The 14,822-nt window shown below is 71.4% G+C and carries 15 protein-coding genes; 7 read left to right on the top strand and 8 right to left on the bottom strand.

Annotation, left to right across the window (positions count from 1 at the left end; translation table 11 throughout):
- Positions 1 to 18 precede the first annotated feature (18 nt).
- Positions 19 to 879, top strand: a complete 861-nt coding sequence (locus tag DVH02_RS11290; protein WP_114623642.1) for an isoprenyl transferase — start codon at positions 19 to 21, stop codon at positions 877 to 879.
- A gap of 208 nt (positions 880 to 1,087) precedes the next feature.
- Here DVH02_RS11290 and DVH02_RS11285 read toward each other — a convergent pair whose 3' ends face one another.
- The 4 genes from DVH02_RS11285 to DVH02_RS11270 form a co-directional block, all read right to left on the bottom strand.
- Positions 1,088 to 1,549 carry a Fur family transcriptional regulator gene (locus DVH02_RS11285; protein WP_114623641.1) on the bottom strand — a complete coding sequence of 154 codons (462 nt, stop codon included), beginning with the start codon at positions 1,547 to 1,549 and terminating at the stop codon, positions 1,088 to 1,090.
- Between the two features lie 77 nt (positions 1,550 to 1,626).
- The gene (locus DVH02_RS11280; RefSeq protein ID WP_114623640.1) at positions 1,627 to 2,520 is read right to left on the bottom strand and encodes a metal ABC transporter permease; all 894 of its coding nucleotides are present in this window, start codon (positions 2,518 to 2,520) and stop codon (positions 1,627 to 1,629) included.
- A 3-nt stretch (positions 2,521 to 2,523) separates the two neighbouring features.
- Positions 2,524 to 3,393: a metal ABC transporter ATP-binding protein gene (locus tag DVH02_RS11275; RefSeq protein WP_114623639.1), complete on the bottom strand. Its 870-nt coding sequence runs from the start codon at positions 3,391 to 3,393 to the stop codon at positions 2,524 to 2,526.
- A 29-nt stretch (positions 3,394 to 3,422) separates the two neighbouring features.
- Positions 3,423 to 4,427 carry a metal ABC transporter substrate-binding protein gene (locus DVH02_RS11270; protein WP_114623638.1) on the bottom strand — a complete coding sequence of 335 codons (1,005 nt, stop codon included), beginning with the start codon at positions 4,425 to 4,427 and terminating at the stop codon, positions 3,423 to 3,425.
- Positions 4,428 to 4,593: 166 nt separating this feature from the next.
- Between DVH02_RS11270 and DVH02_RS11265 the strand changes: the two genes are divergently transcribed.
- Entirely contained in the window at positions 4,594 to 5,976 is a 1,383-nt protein-coding gene (locus tag DVH02_RS11265) for a glycine--tRNA ligase (protein ID WP_114623637.1), read from the top strand.
- Between the two features lie 199 nt (positions 5,977 to 6,175).
- The gene (locus tag DVH02_RS11260) at positions 6,176 to 6,388 is read left to right on the top strand and encodes a hypothetical protein (RefSeq protein WP_114623636.1); all 213 of its coding nucleotides are present in this window, start codon (positions 6,176 to 6,178) and stop codon (positions 6,386 to 6,388) included.
- A 60-nt stretch (positions 6,389 to 6,448) separates the two neighbouring features.
- Here DVH02_RS11260 and DVH02_RS11255 read toward each other — a convergent pair whose 3' ends face one another.
- Positions 6,449 to 7,036, bottom strand: coding sequence for a TetR/AcrR family transcriptional regulator (locus DVH02_RS11255; RefSeq protein WP_114623635.1), 588 nt, complete (start codon positions 7,034 to 7,036; stop codon positions 6,449 to 6,451).
- A 129-nt stretch (positions 7,037 to 7,165) separates the two neighbouring features.
- Entirely contained in the window at positions 7,166 to 8,173 is a 1,008-nt protein-coding gene (locus DVH02_RS11250) for an aldo/keto reductase (RefSeq protein WP_407697613.1), read from the bottom strand.
- Positions 8,174 to 8,538: 365 nt separating this feature from the next.
- Here DVH02_RS11250 and DVH02_RS11245 point away from each other — a divergent pair, with 365 nt between their 5' ends.
- Complete coding sequence (locus DVH02_RS11245) at positions 8,539 to 8,742, top strand: DUF6243 family protein (protein WP_114623633.1); 204 nt, start codon at positions 8,539 to 8,541, stop codon at positions 8,740 to 8,742.
- A 138-nt stretch (positions 8,743 to 8,880) separates the two neighbouring features.
- On the opposite strand, the gene DVH02_RS11240 is transcribed toward DVH02_RS11245, so the two are convergent.
- Entirely contained in the window at positions 8,881 to 10,230 is a 1,350-nt protein-coding gene (locus tag DVH02_RS11240; RefSeq protein ID WP_233518159.1) for an MFS transporter, read from the bottom strand.
- A 307-nt stretch (positions 10,231 to 10,537) separates the two neighbouring features.
- Here DVH02_RS11240 and DVH02_RS11235 point away from each other — a divergent pair, with 307 nt between their 5' ends.
- Both DVH02_RS11235 and DVH02_RS11230 read left to right on the top strand, forming a co-directional pair.
- A complete protein-coding gene (locus tag DVH02_RS11235; RefSeq protein ID WP_114623631.1) occupies positions 10,538 to 11,629 on the top strand; it encodes a LacI family DNA-binding transcriptional regulator in 1,092 nt (363 codons plus the stop codon).
- A 115-nt stretch (positions 11,630 to 11,744) separates the two neighbouring features.
- Complete coding sequence (locus DVH02_RS11230; RefSeq protein WP_114623630.1) at positions 11,745 to 12,716, top strand: helix-turn-helix transcriptional regulator; 972 nt, start codon at positions 11,745 to 11,747, stop codon at positions 12,714 to 12,716.
- Here the strand turns inward: DVH02_RS11230 and DVH02_RS11225 are convergent.
- Complete coding sequence (locus DVH02_RS11225; RefSeq protein ID WP_114623629.1) at positions 12,611 to 14,158, bottom strand: MFS transporter; 1,548 nt, start codon at positions 14,156 to 14,158, stop codon at positions 12,611 to 12,613. The genes DVH02_RS11230 and DVH02_RS11225 overlap by 106 nt on opposite strands.
- A gap of 52 nt (positions 14,159 to 14,210) precedes the next feature.
- On the opposite strand from DVH02_RS11225, the gene DVH02_RS11220 reads away from it, so the two are divergent.
- Positions 14,211 to 14,822, top strand: a 612-nt coding sequence (locus tag DVH02_RS11220; protein ID WP_199566241.1) for a tRNA dihydrouridine synthase, incomplete at its 3' end; no start/stop codon positions are given.

The raw sequence follows: 14,822 nt of genomic DNA, 5'->3' as shown, positions 1-14,822 counted from the left end.
CTAGGAGACGAGAAGCGCATGGCACGACGCGGAATCCTCGGGCGCTCCCGCCGCGAGTACAAGACGCCGGAACCGCATCCCTCCGGCGCTGTTCCGCCGAAGATCCAGAGCGAGCTGGTGCCCAAGCACGTGGCCGTCGTCATGGACGGCAACGGGCGCTGGGCCAAGGAGCGCGGGCTGCCGCGCACCGAAGGGCACAAGGTGGGTGAGGGCGTCGTCCTCGACGTGCTCAAGGGCTGCCTGGAGATGGGCGTCAAGAACCTGTCCCTGTACGCGTTCTCCACCGAGAACTGGAAGCGGACGCCCGACGAGGTGCGCTTCCTCATGAACTTCAACCGCGATGTCATCCGCCGCCGCCGCGACGAGATGGACGAGCTGGGGATCCGGATCCGCTGGGTCGGCCGGATGCCCAAGATGTGGAAGTCGGTCGTCCAGGAACTTCAGGTCGCGCAGGAGCAGACCAAGGACAACGACGCCATGACGCTCTACTTCTGCGTCAACTACGGTGGCCGCGCCGAGATCGCGGACGCGGCGCGGGCGCTCGCGGCCGATGTCGCGGCCGGGAAGCTCGACCCGGCGAAGGTCAACGAGAAGACGTTCGCCAAGTACCTGTACTACCCGGACATGCCGGACGTGGATGTCTTCCTGCGGCCCAGCGGTGAGCAGCGGACATCCAACTACCTGATCTGGCAGAGCAGTTACGCGGAGATGGTCTTCCAGGACGTGCTGTGGCCCGACTTCGACCGGCGCGATCTGTGGCGGGCGTGCCTGGAGTTCGCCTCCCGGGACCGGCGGTTCGGCGGTGCGCTGCCCAACCAGGATTCCCTGGTGGACATCCAGGAGCAGGACGAGGCGCCCGTCGAGCAGCGGCAGAGCTGACCGACCGGCGCCGTCCGCGGTCGGTGGGCCTCGGCCCGCCGACCCGCGAACGGTGGTGGCACAGCCTGGCCCTGGAGCCGGGCCGGAGGGCCGGGGGAGGGGCAAGGGGGGCCGCCGACGGCCGCACGGACAGCGAAAAGGGGCCCCCGGCGTTCGCACCGCCTGGGGACCGCTCTGCCGGGCGGTGGCACAGCCACCGCCCGGAGGGTCAGTTCTTCCGCGCGGATTTCTTCGCGTTCTCGGCGCACTCCGCGCACTCCGCACACGTGCCGAAGATCTCCACCGTGTGGGCCACCGCCACATAGCCGTGCTGCGCGGCGATCGTCTCGGCCCACTGTTCCACCGCGGGGCCTTCGACCTCGACGGCCTTGCCGCAGACCCGGCAGACCAGATGGTGATGGTGGTCGCCGGTCGAGCAGCGCCGGTAGACCGACTCGCCGTCGTTCGTGCGCAGTACGTCGACCTCGCCCGCGTCGGCGAGGGACTGGAGGGTGCGGTAGACCGTGGTCAGACCGACCGAGTCGCCGCGGTGCTTGAGCATGTCGTGAAGCTCCTGCGCACTGCGGAACTCGTCCACCTCGTCGAGCGCCGCCGCCACCGCGGCACGCTGACGGGTCGATCGGCCGCGGACGGGGGCCGTGCTCGATCCACTGCTGGGCGCAGTCGTCACAGGTGCCTCCTTGCCTCTGCCCGTCGTCATCCGTCGGGCGTTACCCGCTTACGTCGGGCCATTGTGCCAGCTCGCGCTCAGACCGTTACCTCGTCCGTGGGGCGCCGCGCGGACGGTACGTCCACGTCCGGCGCGTCGTCGGCGGCGCGCAGCGCGCGGGCGCGTCGCGCGGCCAGTGGCGAGGCGACCGCCGTCAGCAGCACGAAGACGCCGATGGCGATGAGCACGATCGTCGCGCCGGGGGGCACGTCCTGGTAGTACGAGGTGACGGTGCCGGCCAGCGTCACGGCCGTACCGATCACGACGGCGAGGACGAAGGTCACCACGAAGGACCGGGTGACCTGCTGCGCGGCCGCCACCGGCACCACCATCAGCGCGCTGACCAGCAGCAGCCCCACCACTCGCATGGCGACGGTCACGGTCACCGCGGCCGTCACGGCGATCAGCAGGTTGAGGGTGCGCACCGGCAGCCCGGTGACCCGGGCGAACTCCTCGTCCTGGCTGACCGCGAAGAGCTGCCTGCGCAGCCCCACCGTCACCAGCACCACGAAGGCGGCGAGCAGCGAGATCGCGGTCACGTCGGCGGGCGAGACCGTCGACAGGGAGCCGAAGAGGTAGGTGCTGAGGTTGGCGTTGGAGCCGTTCGGCGCGAGGTTGATCAGCAGTACGCCGCCCGCCATGCCGCCGTAGAAGAGCATCGCGAGCGCGATGTCGCCGCGGGTGCGGCCGTACGCCCTGATCAGCTCCATCGTGACGGCGCCCGCCACCGAGACCAGCGTGGCCACCCACACGGGGCTCCAGGAGAGCAGGAAGCCCAGCCCGACCCCGGTCATCGCGACATGGCCGATGCCGTCGCCCATCAGCGCCTGGCGGCGCTGGACGAGGTAGATGCCGACGGCGGGGGCGGTGATGCCGACCAGTACGGCCGCTATCAGTGCCCGCTGCATGAACGGGGTCTGCAGTATTTCCATGGGTCAGCTCAGCAGTCCGGTGCGGAGCGGCTCGCCGGCCGCGTGGGGGTGACAGCTCGAATCGGTCAGAGGCTCGGGGGCGTGGCCGGGCAGGGCGTGCTGGCCGACGGCCCTGGGCGGCGGACCGTCGTGGGTCACACAGCCGTCGCGCAGCACCACCGCCCGGTCGATGAGCGGCTCCAGCGGGCCCAGCTCGTGCAGGACCAGCAGGACGGTCGTCCCGGCCGCCACCTGCTCGCGCAGGGTCGCCGCGAGGATCTCCTGGCTGGCCAGGTCGACGCCCGCCATCGGCTCGTCCATGATCAGCAGTTCGGGTTCTGCGGCGAGCGCGCGGGCTATCAGCACGCGCTGGTGCTGGCCGCCCGACAGGGCGCCCACGGAGTCCTTGGCGCGGTCGGCCAGCCCCACCAGCTCGATGGCCCGCTGGACGGCCGCCCGGTCGGCCTTGGAGGGCCATCCCAGCCGGGTACGGGAGAGCCGCCCCGAGGAGACGACCTCGCGGACGGTCGCGGGTACCCCGCTGGCCGCCGTGGTGCGCTGCGGTACGTAGCCGACGCGGGACCAGTCGCGAAAGCGCCGCAGCTCCGCGCCGAACAGCGAGATCTCGCCGCTCGCCAGGGCCACCTGCCCGATCACCGAGCGCACGGCCGTGGACTTGCCCGAGCCGTTGGCGCCGAGCAGCGCGACGACCTCACCGGGGTGCACGGTGAGGTCGATGCCGCGCAGCACGGGCCGCCCGCCGAGCGTGGCGGTGGCGCCGCGCAGCGCGATCACCGGCGCGGGCAGCGGCCGGGGCTCCCTGGCCCGTACCGGCCGAGGGGCGTGGCCGCGCTCCGCCGCCTCCTGGGCGTGTTCGCTCTTCACCGTCACCATGCCGGGCGCCTCCGATGCCGCTGTCCGTTTCACTTCGCGCCGAGCGCCTTCCGCAGTGCTTCGAGGTTCGACCGCATGACCTCGATGTAGTCGGCGCCCTTCGAGGCGTCCGTGATGCCCTCCAGCGGGTCCAGGACGTCGGTCTTCAGCCCCGAGTCGCCGGCGAGGGTCTTGGCGGTCCTGTCGCTGGCGAGCGTCTCGAAGAATACGGTGCTCACCTTGTCGCGCTTCGCGATGGTCTCCAGTTCCTTGACCCGGGCGGGGCTCGGCTCGGCCTCGGGGTCGATGCCGGCGATGGCCTCCTGCTCCAGGCCGTAGCGCTCGGCGAGGTAGCCGAAGGCGGCGTGGGTGGTGATGAAGGTCCTGGTGGAGGTGTCGGCGAGACCATCCTTGAAGGCGGTGTTCAGGCCGTCGAGCTTGCCGACCAGGGCCGTGGTGTTCTTCTGGTAGTCGGCGGCGTGGTCCGGGTCGGCCTTCTCCAGCGCGGCGCCGACGCCCTTGGCGACCTCGGCGAACTTCACCGGGTCGAGCCAGATGTGCGGGTCGTTGCCGTCGGCGGAGGCTTCCTCGTCCTCGGCCGCGTGGGTCTCCTCGTCGGCGTGGTCGTCGGCGTGCTCGCCGTCCTCGCCGTGGCCGTGGTCGTGACCGGCCTCGGTGCCGTGCTGCTCCATCGTGGTCAGGGTGGTCGCGTCGACGGTGTTGCGCACGCCGGACTGGGCGATGGCCTTGTCCACGGCGGGCTGTATGCCCTTGAGGTAGACGATCACGTCGGCCTCGCCGAGCTGGGCGGCCTGCCGGGGCTTCAGCTCCAGGTCGTGCGGCTCGACACCCGGCTTGGTGAGGGTGGTGACGGAGACGTGGTCGCCGCCTATCTCCTGGGCCAGGAACTGCATGGGGTAGAACGACGCGGTCACCGCGAGCTTGCCCCCGCTCTTCGTGGCGGCGTCGGAGGAGGAGCAGGCGGACAGGGCCACCAGGCCGAGCGTGACAGCTCCGGCGAGGGTGGCGGTGGGTATCAGGCGTCGTACGTTCATGACAGTCATTTTCAACAAAAGTGGAAACGATTGTCAACAACGGGTCGGAAATGGCTTGGGAAGTGGGCGGGATGTCCGATACCCAGCACCGATTTGATCGAAGGGGTGCGCCCGCCGCTAATCTGAGTCATTCGCCGTTCGTCGTCGTCGTAATGAAGAGAGCACCGTGGCCGCCGACAAGATCGACAGCATCGTCAACCTGAGCAAGCGCCGTGGCTTCGTCTACCCGTGCAGTGAGATCTACGGTGGCCAGCGCGCCGCCTGGGACTACGGGCCGCTCGGAGTCGAGCTGAAGGAGAACCTCAAGCGTCAGTGGTGGCGTTACATGGTCACCTCGCGCGAGGACGTTGTCGGTATCGACTCGTCGGTGATCCTTGCCACCGAGGTCTGGGAAGCGTCGGGCCACGTCGCGACCTTCACCGACCCGCTCACCGAGTGCACCTCCTGTCACAAGCGTTTCCGCGCCGACCACCTGGAAGAGGCGTACGAGGCCAAGCACGGCAAGGCCCCCGAGAACGGCCTGACCGACCTCAACTGCCCCAACTGCGGCAACAAGGGCACCTTCACCGAGCCCAAGCAGTTCTCCGGGCTGCTCTCCACCCACCTCGGTCCGACGCAGGACTCCGGGTCCGTCGCGTACCTGCGGCCCGAGACGGCCCAGGGCATCTTCACCAACTTCGCCCAGGTGCAGCAGACTTCCCGGAAGAAGCCGCCCTTCGGCATCGCGCAGATGGGCAAGTCCTTCCGGAACGAGATCACTCCGGGCAACTTCATCTTCCGCACGCGCGAGTTCGAGCAGATGGAGATGGAGTTCTTCGTCAAGCCGGGCGAGGACGAGCAGTGGCAGGAATACTGGATGGAGCAGCGCTGGAACTGGTACCGCGACCTGGGTCTCCGTGAGGAGAACATGCGCTGGTACGACCACCCGGCCGAGAAGCTCTCGCACTACTCCAAGCGCACCGCCGACATCGAGTACCGCTTCCAGTTCGGCGGCAGCGAGTGGGGCGAGCTGGAGGGCGTCGCCAACCGTACGGACTACGACCTCTCGGCCCACTCCAAGGCGTCCGGCCACGACCTGTCGTACTTCGACCAGGAGGCCGGTGAGCGCTGGACCCCGTACGTCATCGAGCCCGCCGCCGGTGTCGGCCGCGCGATGCTCGCCTTCCTCCTCGACGCCTACAACGAGGACGAGGCCCCCAACGCCAAGGGCGTGATGGAGAAGCGTGTCGTGATGCGCCTCGACCCGCGCCTCGCGCCGGTCAAGGTGGCCGTCCTGCCGCTCTCCCGCAACCCGCAGCTCTCGCCGAAGGCGAAGGGCCTCGCGACGGACCTGCGGCGCAACTGGAACATCGAGTTCGACGACGCGGGCGCCATCGGCCGCCGCTACCGCCGCCAGGACGAGATCGGCACGCCGTTCTGCGTCACGGTCGACTTCGACACCCTGGACGACAACGCGGTGACCGTGCGTGAGCGCGACACGATGAAGCAGGAGCGCGTCTCGCTCGACCAGATCCAGAGCTACCTGGGCGGCCGGCTCATCGGCTGCTGAACCGGACGCGACAGACGGGAAGGCCCCCGGCTCCCTCACGGTGGGGAACCGGGGGCCTTCCCGCGCGCCGGGGCCGCGCTGGGGCCGCGCCGGGGCCCTGCGGGAGCCTCGCGGCTCCCGCAACTCCCTCGGCGGATCGGGTCTGTTGACGCTGCCCGTGCGGCACACTGGGCCCCGGCCTACGAGGGGAACACGGATCATGCCGTCCACGACCACCAGCAAGGTCACCCGATGGGACCAGCACGGACGCGAACACGTCGTACGCGTCCAGAAGGCCGGTGTGCAGCGGTCGTTGGTCTGCGACACCTGCGGCTGGCGCAAGAACGCCCAGTTCCTGCCCTGGCTCAAGGCCGAGGAACACCTCACCGACGCACACCAGGCGACGGTGGATCCCACGACCGACCGGCCCTGAGCGGGCCAGGGGCCGACGGGCCGACGGGCCGACGGGCTGCGGGTTGCGGGCCGGGCCCGGTCAGGCGCGCAACCCGCGCAGCAGCAGAGCGGCCACGGCGTCGAACTCCGCGTCGATCGTGGACTTCCGCCACTCCGGTGCGTACGCCGGGTCGTGGAAGCGGGCCGTCGCGGCGAACACCGCCCCGGCGGCCTCCCTCGGGTCCGGCGCCGCGAACTCGCCCTCCCGTACGCCCTCTTCGATGATCCGGGTGAGCTGCCGGGTCAGCTCCGTCAGATGGGCGTCGACCACGTCGCTGCTCTCCTGGGAGAGCGCGCAGAACGTGGCGAACAGCTCCGGATCGTCCCCCGCCTTGAGCCGCTTGGCGTCGAACAGCGTCAGCAGCCACGCCCGCAGCTTCGCCGCGCCCGGCTCCCGCCCGCTGTCGCTGATGACCCGGGCGAGGGCCGCCTCCGTGGGGCTCAGCCACCGCTTGGTCACCGCCTCGCGCAGGGCGGCCTTCGTACGGAAGTGCCGGTAGACACTGCCGTGGCTGACACCGAGCACCCGTGCCACGTCGACGACCGTCGCCTTCGCGGGGCCGTAGCGCCGCAGCACCTCCTCCGTGGCTTCGAGGATGCGCTCGGCGGTCAGGGGCTCGGTGCTCACGGGGCCAGCCCTTTCATGGTCGTACGGCGCCGGAGGCGGTGGTGGCGTCGGTGGGACGGGTGATGACAGCTGACGGTACCCGTCAGGCGGCCCCGTACGCGCCGGTCGTCACGCCCCGCCGCGGGCCCGTCACCGCTCGCTGTCCAGCATCGCCATCTGGGCGCTCGGGTAGCGGTCCCCCGCGGCGGCGTCGGCCGGGACGGCGCGCTCGATGGCGGCGAGGTCCCCGTCGTCCAGCGTGACGTCCAGGGCGCCGAGGGCCTCGGTCAGCCGCTCACGGCTGCGGGCGCCTATGAGCGGCACGATGTCCTCGCCCCGGGACAGCACCCAGGCGATGGCGATCTGCGCGACCGTCACCCCCTTCTGCTCGGCGACCTTGCGCAGCGATTCGACCAGCGTGAGGTTGTGCTGGAGGTTCTCCCCCTGGAAGCGCGGGCTCACCGACCGGAAGTCGTCGGCGGCCAGCCGCTGGTCGCCGGTGAAGTGCCCGCCGATGAGTCCGCGCGACAGCACCCCGTACGCGGTGACGCCGATGCCCAGCTCCCGGAGCGTCGGCAGGATGTCGGCCTCGATCCCGCGTGAGATCAGGGCGTACTCCATCTGGAGGTCGCAGATCGGGGCCGTGGCGGCGGCTCGGCGGATGGTCTCCGCGCCGACCTCCGAGAGCCCGATGTGCCGCACGTACCCGGCCTGGACCAGCTCCGCGACGGCGCCGACCGTCTCTTCGATCGGCACGTCCGGGTCGAGCCGCGCGGGCCGGTAGATGTCGATGTAGTCCGTGCCCAGCCGCTGGAGGGAGTACGCGGCGAAGTTCTTCACGGCGGCGGGGCGTCCGTCGGGCCCGCCCCAGCCGTTGTCCGGATCGCGCAGGGCGCCGAACTTGACGCTGATGACGGCCCGTTCGCGGGCCGCGGGGCCGGCCGTGCGCAGGGCCTCGTTGATCAGCAGCTCGTTGTGGCCCATGCCGTAGAAGTCACCGGTGTCGAGCAGCGTGATGCCCGCGTCGAGCGCCGCGTGGATGGTGGCGACGGATTCGCCGCGCTCGTCACCGCTCCCGTACGCCCCTGACATGCCCATGCAGCCGAGGCCGAGCGCGGCGGACCGCGGGCCCGAGCCACCGAGCGCCCGGGTCGGCACGGCGGAGTGAGAGGCGGAGGAGGCGGAGAGGGAGCGGGAGGCGGAGAGGGAGGAAGAGGAGGCCGACGAGGGGGCGGGGGCGGGGGTGCTGCCCGTGTTGGCGTCGCTGGTCATGGCGGGATGCCTCCATACGGATCGCTGGGGATCGAAGAGTGACAAGACCAACGATGACATATGGAGTGACAGATTTCAATATCTGTCATCCATTCCGTGTCGGTCCACGGAAAATCAGTGCGTCGCCGGTCCCGCCCGGTGGTAGCGTCAGCGGCATGTTCTTCCAGATCTACGAGTGAGAGCGCGGCGGCGACAGTCCGCCCCCCACCGACGATTCCGCAGATCACTTCTCATCACTTCGGGAGAACCCCGTGGCAAAGAGCCGCAACAACCTTCTCGGCGTGGGCGGTCAGCGCACCAAGCCCGGCCGCACGGACCCGCAGTCCAGCGCCCCCGCCCGGGACGCCAACCGCAAGGCCGCCGCCGACCAGAAGCAGGAACTCCTGCGCAAGATGCGCGAGCGCGCCGCCGGTCAGGGCACCGCCCCCGGCGACACGGCGGAAGCGCAGGACTGACGCCGCAGGACCAGCACGGGACTGACACCGCGGCACCAGCACAGGACTGACACCGCAGGACCAGCACGCGGCCGGGCCCGGATCACCGAGGTGATCCGGGCCCGTCCGTCATGACCGGCCACGGCCGGCCCCGGCCGCTCAGCCGATCGCGCGCGGCAGCCGCAGACTCAGCAGCCCCGTCAGCGCGACCAGTCCCAGCTGCACCAGCAGTGTGACCGTCAGCGCGTCGCCCATCCCCATGGACGTCGTCAGGCTCAGGAACAGCGAGCCCATCGTCGCCACCCCGAGCGCCATCGCCGACTGCTGCGCCGTGACCATGACGCCACCGCCCACTCCCGCCCGTTCGGCCGGGATGTCGGAGAGTACGATCCGGATGATGACCGGCAGCTGGAAACCCTGGCCCAGACCGGCCAGCGCGACACCCGGCAGCAGATCCAGCGTCGTGACCGCGGGCCAGCCGTGCCAGACGGTGAACACCAGCAGCGCGACCCCGACCGCCTGGATGACCGCGCCCGCCGTCACCACCAGGCTGCCGTACCGCCGGATCAGCCGGGGCCCGGCCAGCGAGGCGGCGAAGAACGCCAGGGCCATCGGCACCAGCGCCATTCCCGCGGTGATCGCCCCCATGCGCAGGCCCTGCTGGAGCGCCACGGCGTTCACGAACATGAACCCGCCGAAGTTGATCCCGAACGGCACCAGCAGCGCCAGCCCCCGCCGGAGCGTGACCAGCGCGAACAGGCTCGGCGGCACCAGCGGCGTCCGCCCCGCCCGGTCGGCCCGCCGCTCCACCCACAGGAAGGCGTACGCCGCGACCGGGAAGGCCGCCAGCGACACCCAGGTCCACAGCGGCCACCCGGCCGCCCGGCCCTCCGTGAGCGGCGCCAGCAGCGTCACCAGGCTGACGGCCAGCAGCAGCGTTCCCGGCACGTCCACGGGCGCGGGCTCCTGCGAACGCGTCTCCGGCACCGAGCGCAGCGCCAGGAACAGCCCGACCAGCGCGACCGGCACATTGACCAGGAAGATCGCCCGCCAGCCGCTGCCCGCGATATCGGCCGCGACCAGCACCCCGCCCAGGATCTGGCCCGCCACCATCGCGAGGCCGGCCGTGGCCCCGTACAGGCTGAGCGCCTTCGCCCGGCGCGGGCCCGCCGTCGTGGACTGGATGGTGGCCAGCACCTGCGGCAGCATCAGCGCCGCCGCCGCGCCCTGCGCGACCCGCGCCCCGACCAGGGCCCAGGCGCTCGGCGCGAGTCCGCAGGCGAGCGAGGTCAGCCCGAAGGCGGCCATGCCGACAAGGAACAGCCGTCGCCGCCCGAAGGTGTCGCCGAGTCTTCCGCCGAGGACCAGCAGCACGGCATAGGCCAGCCCGTAACCGGCGACGACCAGCTCCAGCAGCGCGGGACCCGCGGCCAGATCGCGGTCGATCGTCGGCAGGGCGACATTGACGATGAAGAAATCGATCAGGGGAAGCGCCGCACCCAGCAGCACCGTGAAGAGGCCGAGCGCCCCGAGGACGGAACCGTGGTCGTGGACGACGGACGGTCCGGCGGCGGAGGGGGCGGAGGGGGCGGAGCCGGTGGTTGGTGTCTTCCGGGGGGACGCGGATATTCTGCTCACCCCACCGACGATCGCGCATCGCGCAACCTGGTACCAGAGTGTCTTTATCCTGGTACTCGGGCTACCCGGCAGACGCCGTCCGGCGCCGTTCCCGGGGGAAACCCGGTGCCGCGCGACCGGAAGTGATCTTATCGTTCGTCATGGGCACCGTTCCGGTGCCGGTGATGGAGGCGATGAGATGGCACGTACGACCCCGTCCGGGGGGCCCAAGGGGAAGCCCGCGACGCTCGCCCTGGTGGCACAACGGGCCGGTGTGTCGCCCCAGACGGTGTCCAACGCGCTCAACTCGCCCGAACTACTGGCCCCCAGGACCCTGGAGCGGGTCCGCCGGGTGATCGAGGAGATGGACTACCGGCCGCACCAGGCCGCGCGTCTGCTGCGCACCCAGTCGAGCCTGCTGATCGGTTACGGCGTCCAGCCGACGCCCGACGGGGTGTCCGGGCTCGTCCTGGAGTACTTCCTGCACGCCCTCTCGGACTCGGCGGACCAGGGCGGATACCGCGTCATGCTGTTCGCCGTGCCCGCCGACGTCGCGGACGAACCCGACGCCTACGCCGAGCTGTTACGCGAACGCTCCGTGGACGCCTTCGTCCTGAGCAACACCCACCGGTCCGACCCCCGCCCCGACTGGCTGCGCAAGCGCGGCATCCCCTACGTCTCCTTCGGCCGCCCCTGGGGCGCCCGCGACGCGGGGGACTGGGTGGACATCGACGGGGCGCACGGCACCGACGCGGCCGTCGACCACCTCGTCGCGCTCGGGCACCGCAGGATCGCCTTCCTCGGCTGGCCGAAGGGCTCGGGCGTCGGCGACGACCGGGCGCGGGGCTGGCGCGAGGCGATGGGCCGGCACGGCCTGCCCGTACGAGGGCTGCGGGCCGCGTCCCGCAACGACGTCGACGCCGCGCGCGAGGCCGTCGCCGAACTGCTCCCACTGGGCACGACGGCCGTGGTGGCGGCGAGCGACACCCTCGCCCTCGGCTGCTACCGGGCGCTGCACACCGCCGGGCTGACGCCGGGGCGGGACGTCGCCGTCGTCGGATTCGACGACTCGGCCGCTGCCGCGCTGCTCTCCCCGAGCCTGTCCTCGCTCCGCCAGCCGCTGACCGAGGCCGGCCGGGCCTGCACCCGGCTGCTCCTCGCGCGCCTCAAGGACCCGCGGGCGGAGCACGAGCGCGTCCTGCTGACGCCGGAGCTGGTGGTCAGGTCCAGCTCCTCGTCGCGCGCGCCCTCGGTCGTCGTCCCCGGCCCCCGGAGGCCCGCCGGAGAATGACGCGTCCAGGGGGAGCGTGCCGGGCCGCCGGCCCGCTCAGCCGGGTACCCGAGCGTCGTCGTCCGGGTACCGAGAGCGCCTGGCAATGGTCTCGGCTCTGCGGCACTCTTGCCGTATGAGTACTTCGGTGTGGGCCGCCCCGGAAAACCAGGCCGGCCGGGTCGGTCAGGACACGGACATCCGGCGGCACGAACTCGGGGGCTTTCTGCGCAGCCGCCGCGAGCGCATCACGCCCGAACAGGTCGGGCTGGAGCGCGGCAGACGGCGGCGTACCCCCGGGCTGCGCCGCGAGGAGGTCGCGCAGCTGTCCGCCGTGGGCGTGACCTGGTACACGTGGCTGGAGCAGGCCAGGCCCATCCAGGTCTCCGCGCAGGTCCTCGACGCCCTCGCCCGCACCCTGCTGCTCGACAGCGGTGAGCGCGCGCATCTCTTCGCCCTCGCTGCGGCCGTCGACCCGGCCCCCGGCACGCCGTGCCCGACCATCACGCCGGCGATGCGGCAGATGCTGGAGGCGCTGGAACCGTTCCCCGCCTGCGTGCAGAACAGCCGCTACGACATACTCGCGTACAACCGCGGCTACGGCGGGCTCGTGTGCGACCTGGACGCGCTGCCGCCCGAGGACCGCAACTGCTTGTGGCTGGCCTTCACCAATGACGAGTGGCGCGCCGGGCTCGTCGACCGGGAGGAGACCTGCCGGGCGATGGCGGGAAAGTTCCGTGCCGCCATGGCGGAGCATCTCGCGGAGCCGCCCTGGAAGACACTGCTCGGACGGCTGCGGGCGGCCTCGCCCGAGTTCCGGGAGTTCTGGGAGCAGCACGAGGTGGTGGCGCCCGCCGGGGACCGCACCAAGCGGTTCGCCAACGCCCGGGTCGGGCTGCTCAATCTCGTCCACACCAGCCTCTGGCTGGGGCCCTCCGCGGGGCCCCGGCTGGTCACCTACGTGCCGACGGACGAGGTGAGCCGGGTCCGGCTGGAGCGGCTTCAGGCCCTGCTGTCCGGGCCGGTGCCCGACTCCGGCCCGGCGCTCGACCCCGGCCCCGATCCGCTGCCCGCCGTGCTGCCGCTGCCGGTGGCCGCCGGGGGCTGAGCCGGGGCGTGCGCGGGCTCCAGCAGCCGCGCCGTGTCGCGCGCCGTACGGCTGGCCCAGGACCCGCTGGTCAGCGCGCCGACGACCAGGACGCTCGCCCCGCACGCCGTGATGATCCACCAGGCCGGGTGGCTCGCGTCGGTGAACCCCGTACGGTACGAGGCCGAGCCGATCATGCCCGCCACCCCGCCCGCCAGCACCGCGCCGATCACCGCGACGCCCAGCGTCTGGCCGATCTGGCGGCTGGTGGAGGCGACGGCCGCCGCGACGCCCGCCTGGGAGCGGGGCATGCCGGAGACGGCGGTGTTGGTGATGGGGGCGTTGACCATGCCGAAGCCGAGGCCGAACAGGACGTAGCCGGTGAACAGCAGCGCATTGGTCCGCTCCGCGTCGAACGCCGCGAACAGGACGCCGCTCGCCGTCATCGCGACCCCCGCGATCAGCAGCGGCAGCCGCGGTCCCCGGCTGCCGACCAGTCGGCCCGAGACCGGCGCGCAGAGAAACGTCATGGCGGCCATCGGCAGCATGTAGAGCCCGGCGTGCAGCGCGGAGAGCCCCCGTACGTTCTGCAGATAGAGCGTGTTGAGGAAGAGGAACCCGCCCAGCGCGGCGAACGCGGACACGGCGATGACGGTCGCCCCGCTGAACGGCGCGCTGCGGAAGAAGCGCAGGTCGATCAGGGGTTCGGCGCGCCTCGGCTCGTACAGCACGAGCCCCGCGAGACAGAGCGCCGCGACGACGGCGAAGGACACGATCAGCGGCGAGGCCAGGCCCGCCGACGGCGCCTCGATGATCGCGTAGGTCAGCGCGCCCAGCGCCCCGATGACCAGCAGCTGGCCCACGGGGTCGGGGCGGCGCGGCTTGGGCGCGCGGGACTCGGGGACGTAACGCCAGGTCAGCAATAGGGCCGCGACGCCGATCGGCAGATTGATCCAGAAGATCGACCGCCAGCCGACGGAGTCCACCAGCAGCCCGCCGATCAGCGGCCCCGCCGCCATCGAGATGCCCACCACGGCGCCCCAGACGCCGATCGCGCGGGCCCGCTCGCGCGGTTCGGTGAAGGTGTTGGTGATGATCGACATGGCGACGGGGTTGAGCATCGAGCCCCCGACGGCCTGCACCATCCGGAAGGCGACCAGGGATTCGAGGCTGGGGGCGACCGAGCAGAGCGCCGAGCCGAGGGTGAAGAGGACCAGTCCGATCTTGAAGACCCGGCGTCGGCCGATCCGGTCGGCCGTGGAGCCCGAGAGCATCAGCAGGGAGGCCAGGACGAGCGTGTACGCGTCGATGGTCCATTGCAGCCCGGACACGGAGGCGTGCAGCTCGCGCTGCATGGACGGCAGGGCGACGTTGAGGATGGTGTTGTCGAGGCTGACTAGGAGCAGGCTCATGCAGCAGATCGCCAGTACCAGCAGTTTCCGTCGGTGGCTCAGCTCGGGCATGCGTCGATAGTACGACTAACTAACAACTTCTCGCGTGAGGGACAATGGCCGCATGACCGCTCCGTTCCCGGCCGCCACGCTTGTGGCCGCCCCGCTTCCGGCCGCCCCGCTCGCCATCGGCCCGTACACCGTCCAGCCGCCGGTGGTGCTCGCCCCGATGGCGGGTATCACCAACGCTCCCTTCCGGACGCTGTGCAGGGAGTTCGCCGAAGGCGCGCGGGGGTTCGGGGGTCGTCCCCCGGCGGGCGCCGCCAGCGGTGGCAAGGGGCTGTTCGTCAGCGAGATGATCACCACGCGGGCGCTGGTCGAGCGCAACGAGAAGACCATGCAGCTCATTCACTTCGACGCGACCGAGACGCCCCGCTCGATCCAGCTGTACGGAGTGGACCCGGTCACCGTCGGCAAGGCCGTCCGCATGATCGTGGACGAGGACCTCGCCGACCACATCGACCTCAACTTCGGCTGCCCGGTGCCCAAGGTGACCCGCAGGGGCGGCGGCTCGGCCCTCCCGTACAAGCGGCCCCTGCTCCGGGCGATCCTGCGCGAGGCCGTGTCGAACGCGGGGGACCTGCCGGTCACCATGAAGATGCGCAAGGGCATCGACGACGACCACCTCACCGCCCTCGACGCGGGCCGGATCGCCGTCGAGGGCGGTGAGGTGGTC

This window comes from Streptomyces corynorhini (assembly GCF_003346515.1).
In the GTDB taxonomy this organism is placed as follows: domain Bacteria; phylum Actinomycetota; class Actinomycetes; order Streptomycetales; family Streptomycetaceae; genus Streptomyces; species Streptomyces corynorhini.
This window is presented reverse-complemented; position numbering and strand designations above follow the sequence as displayed.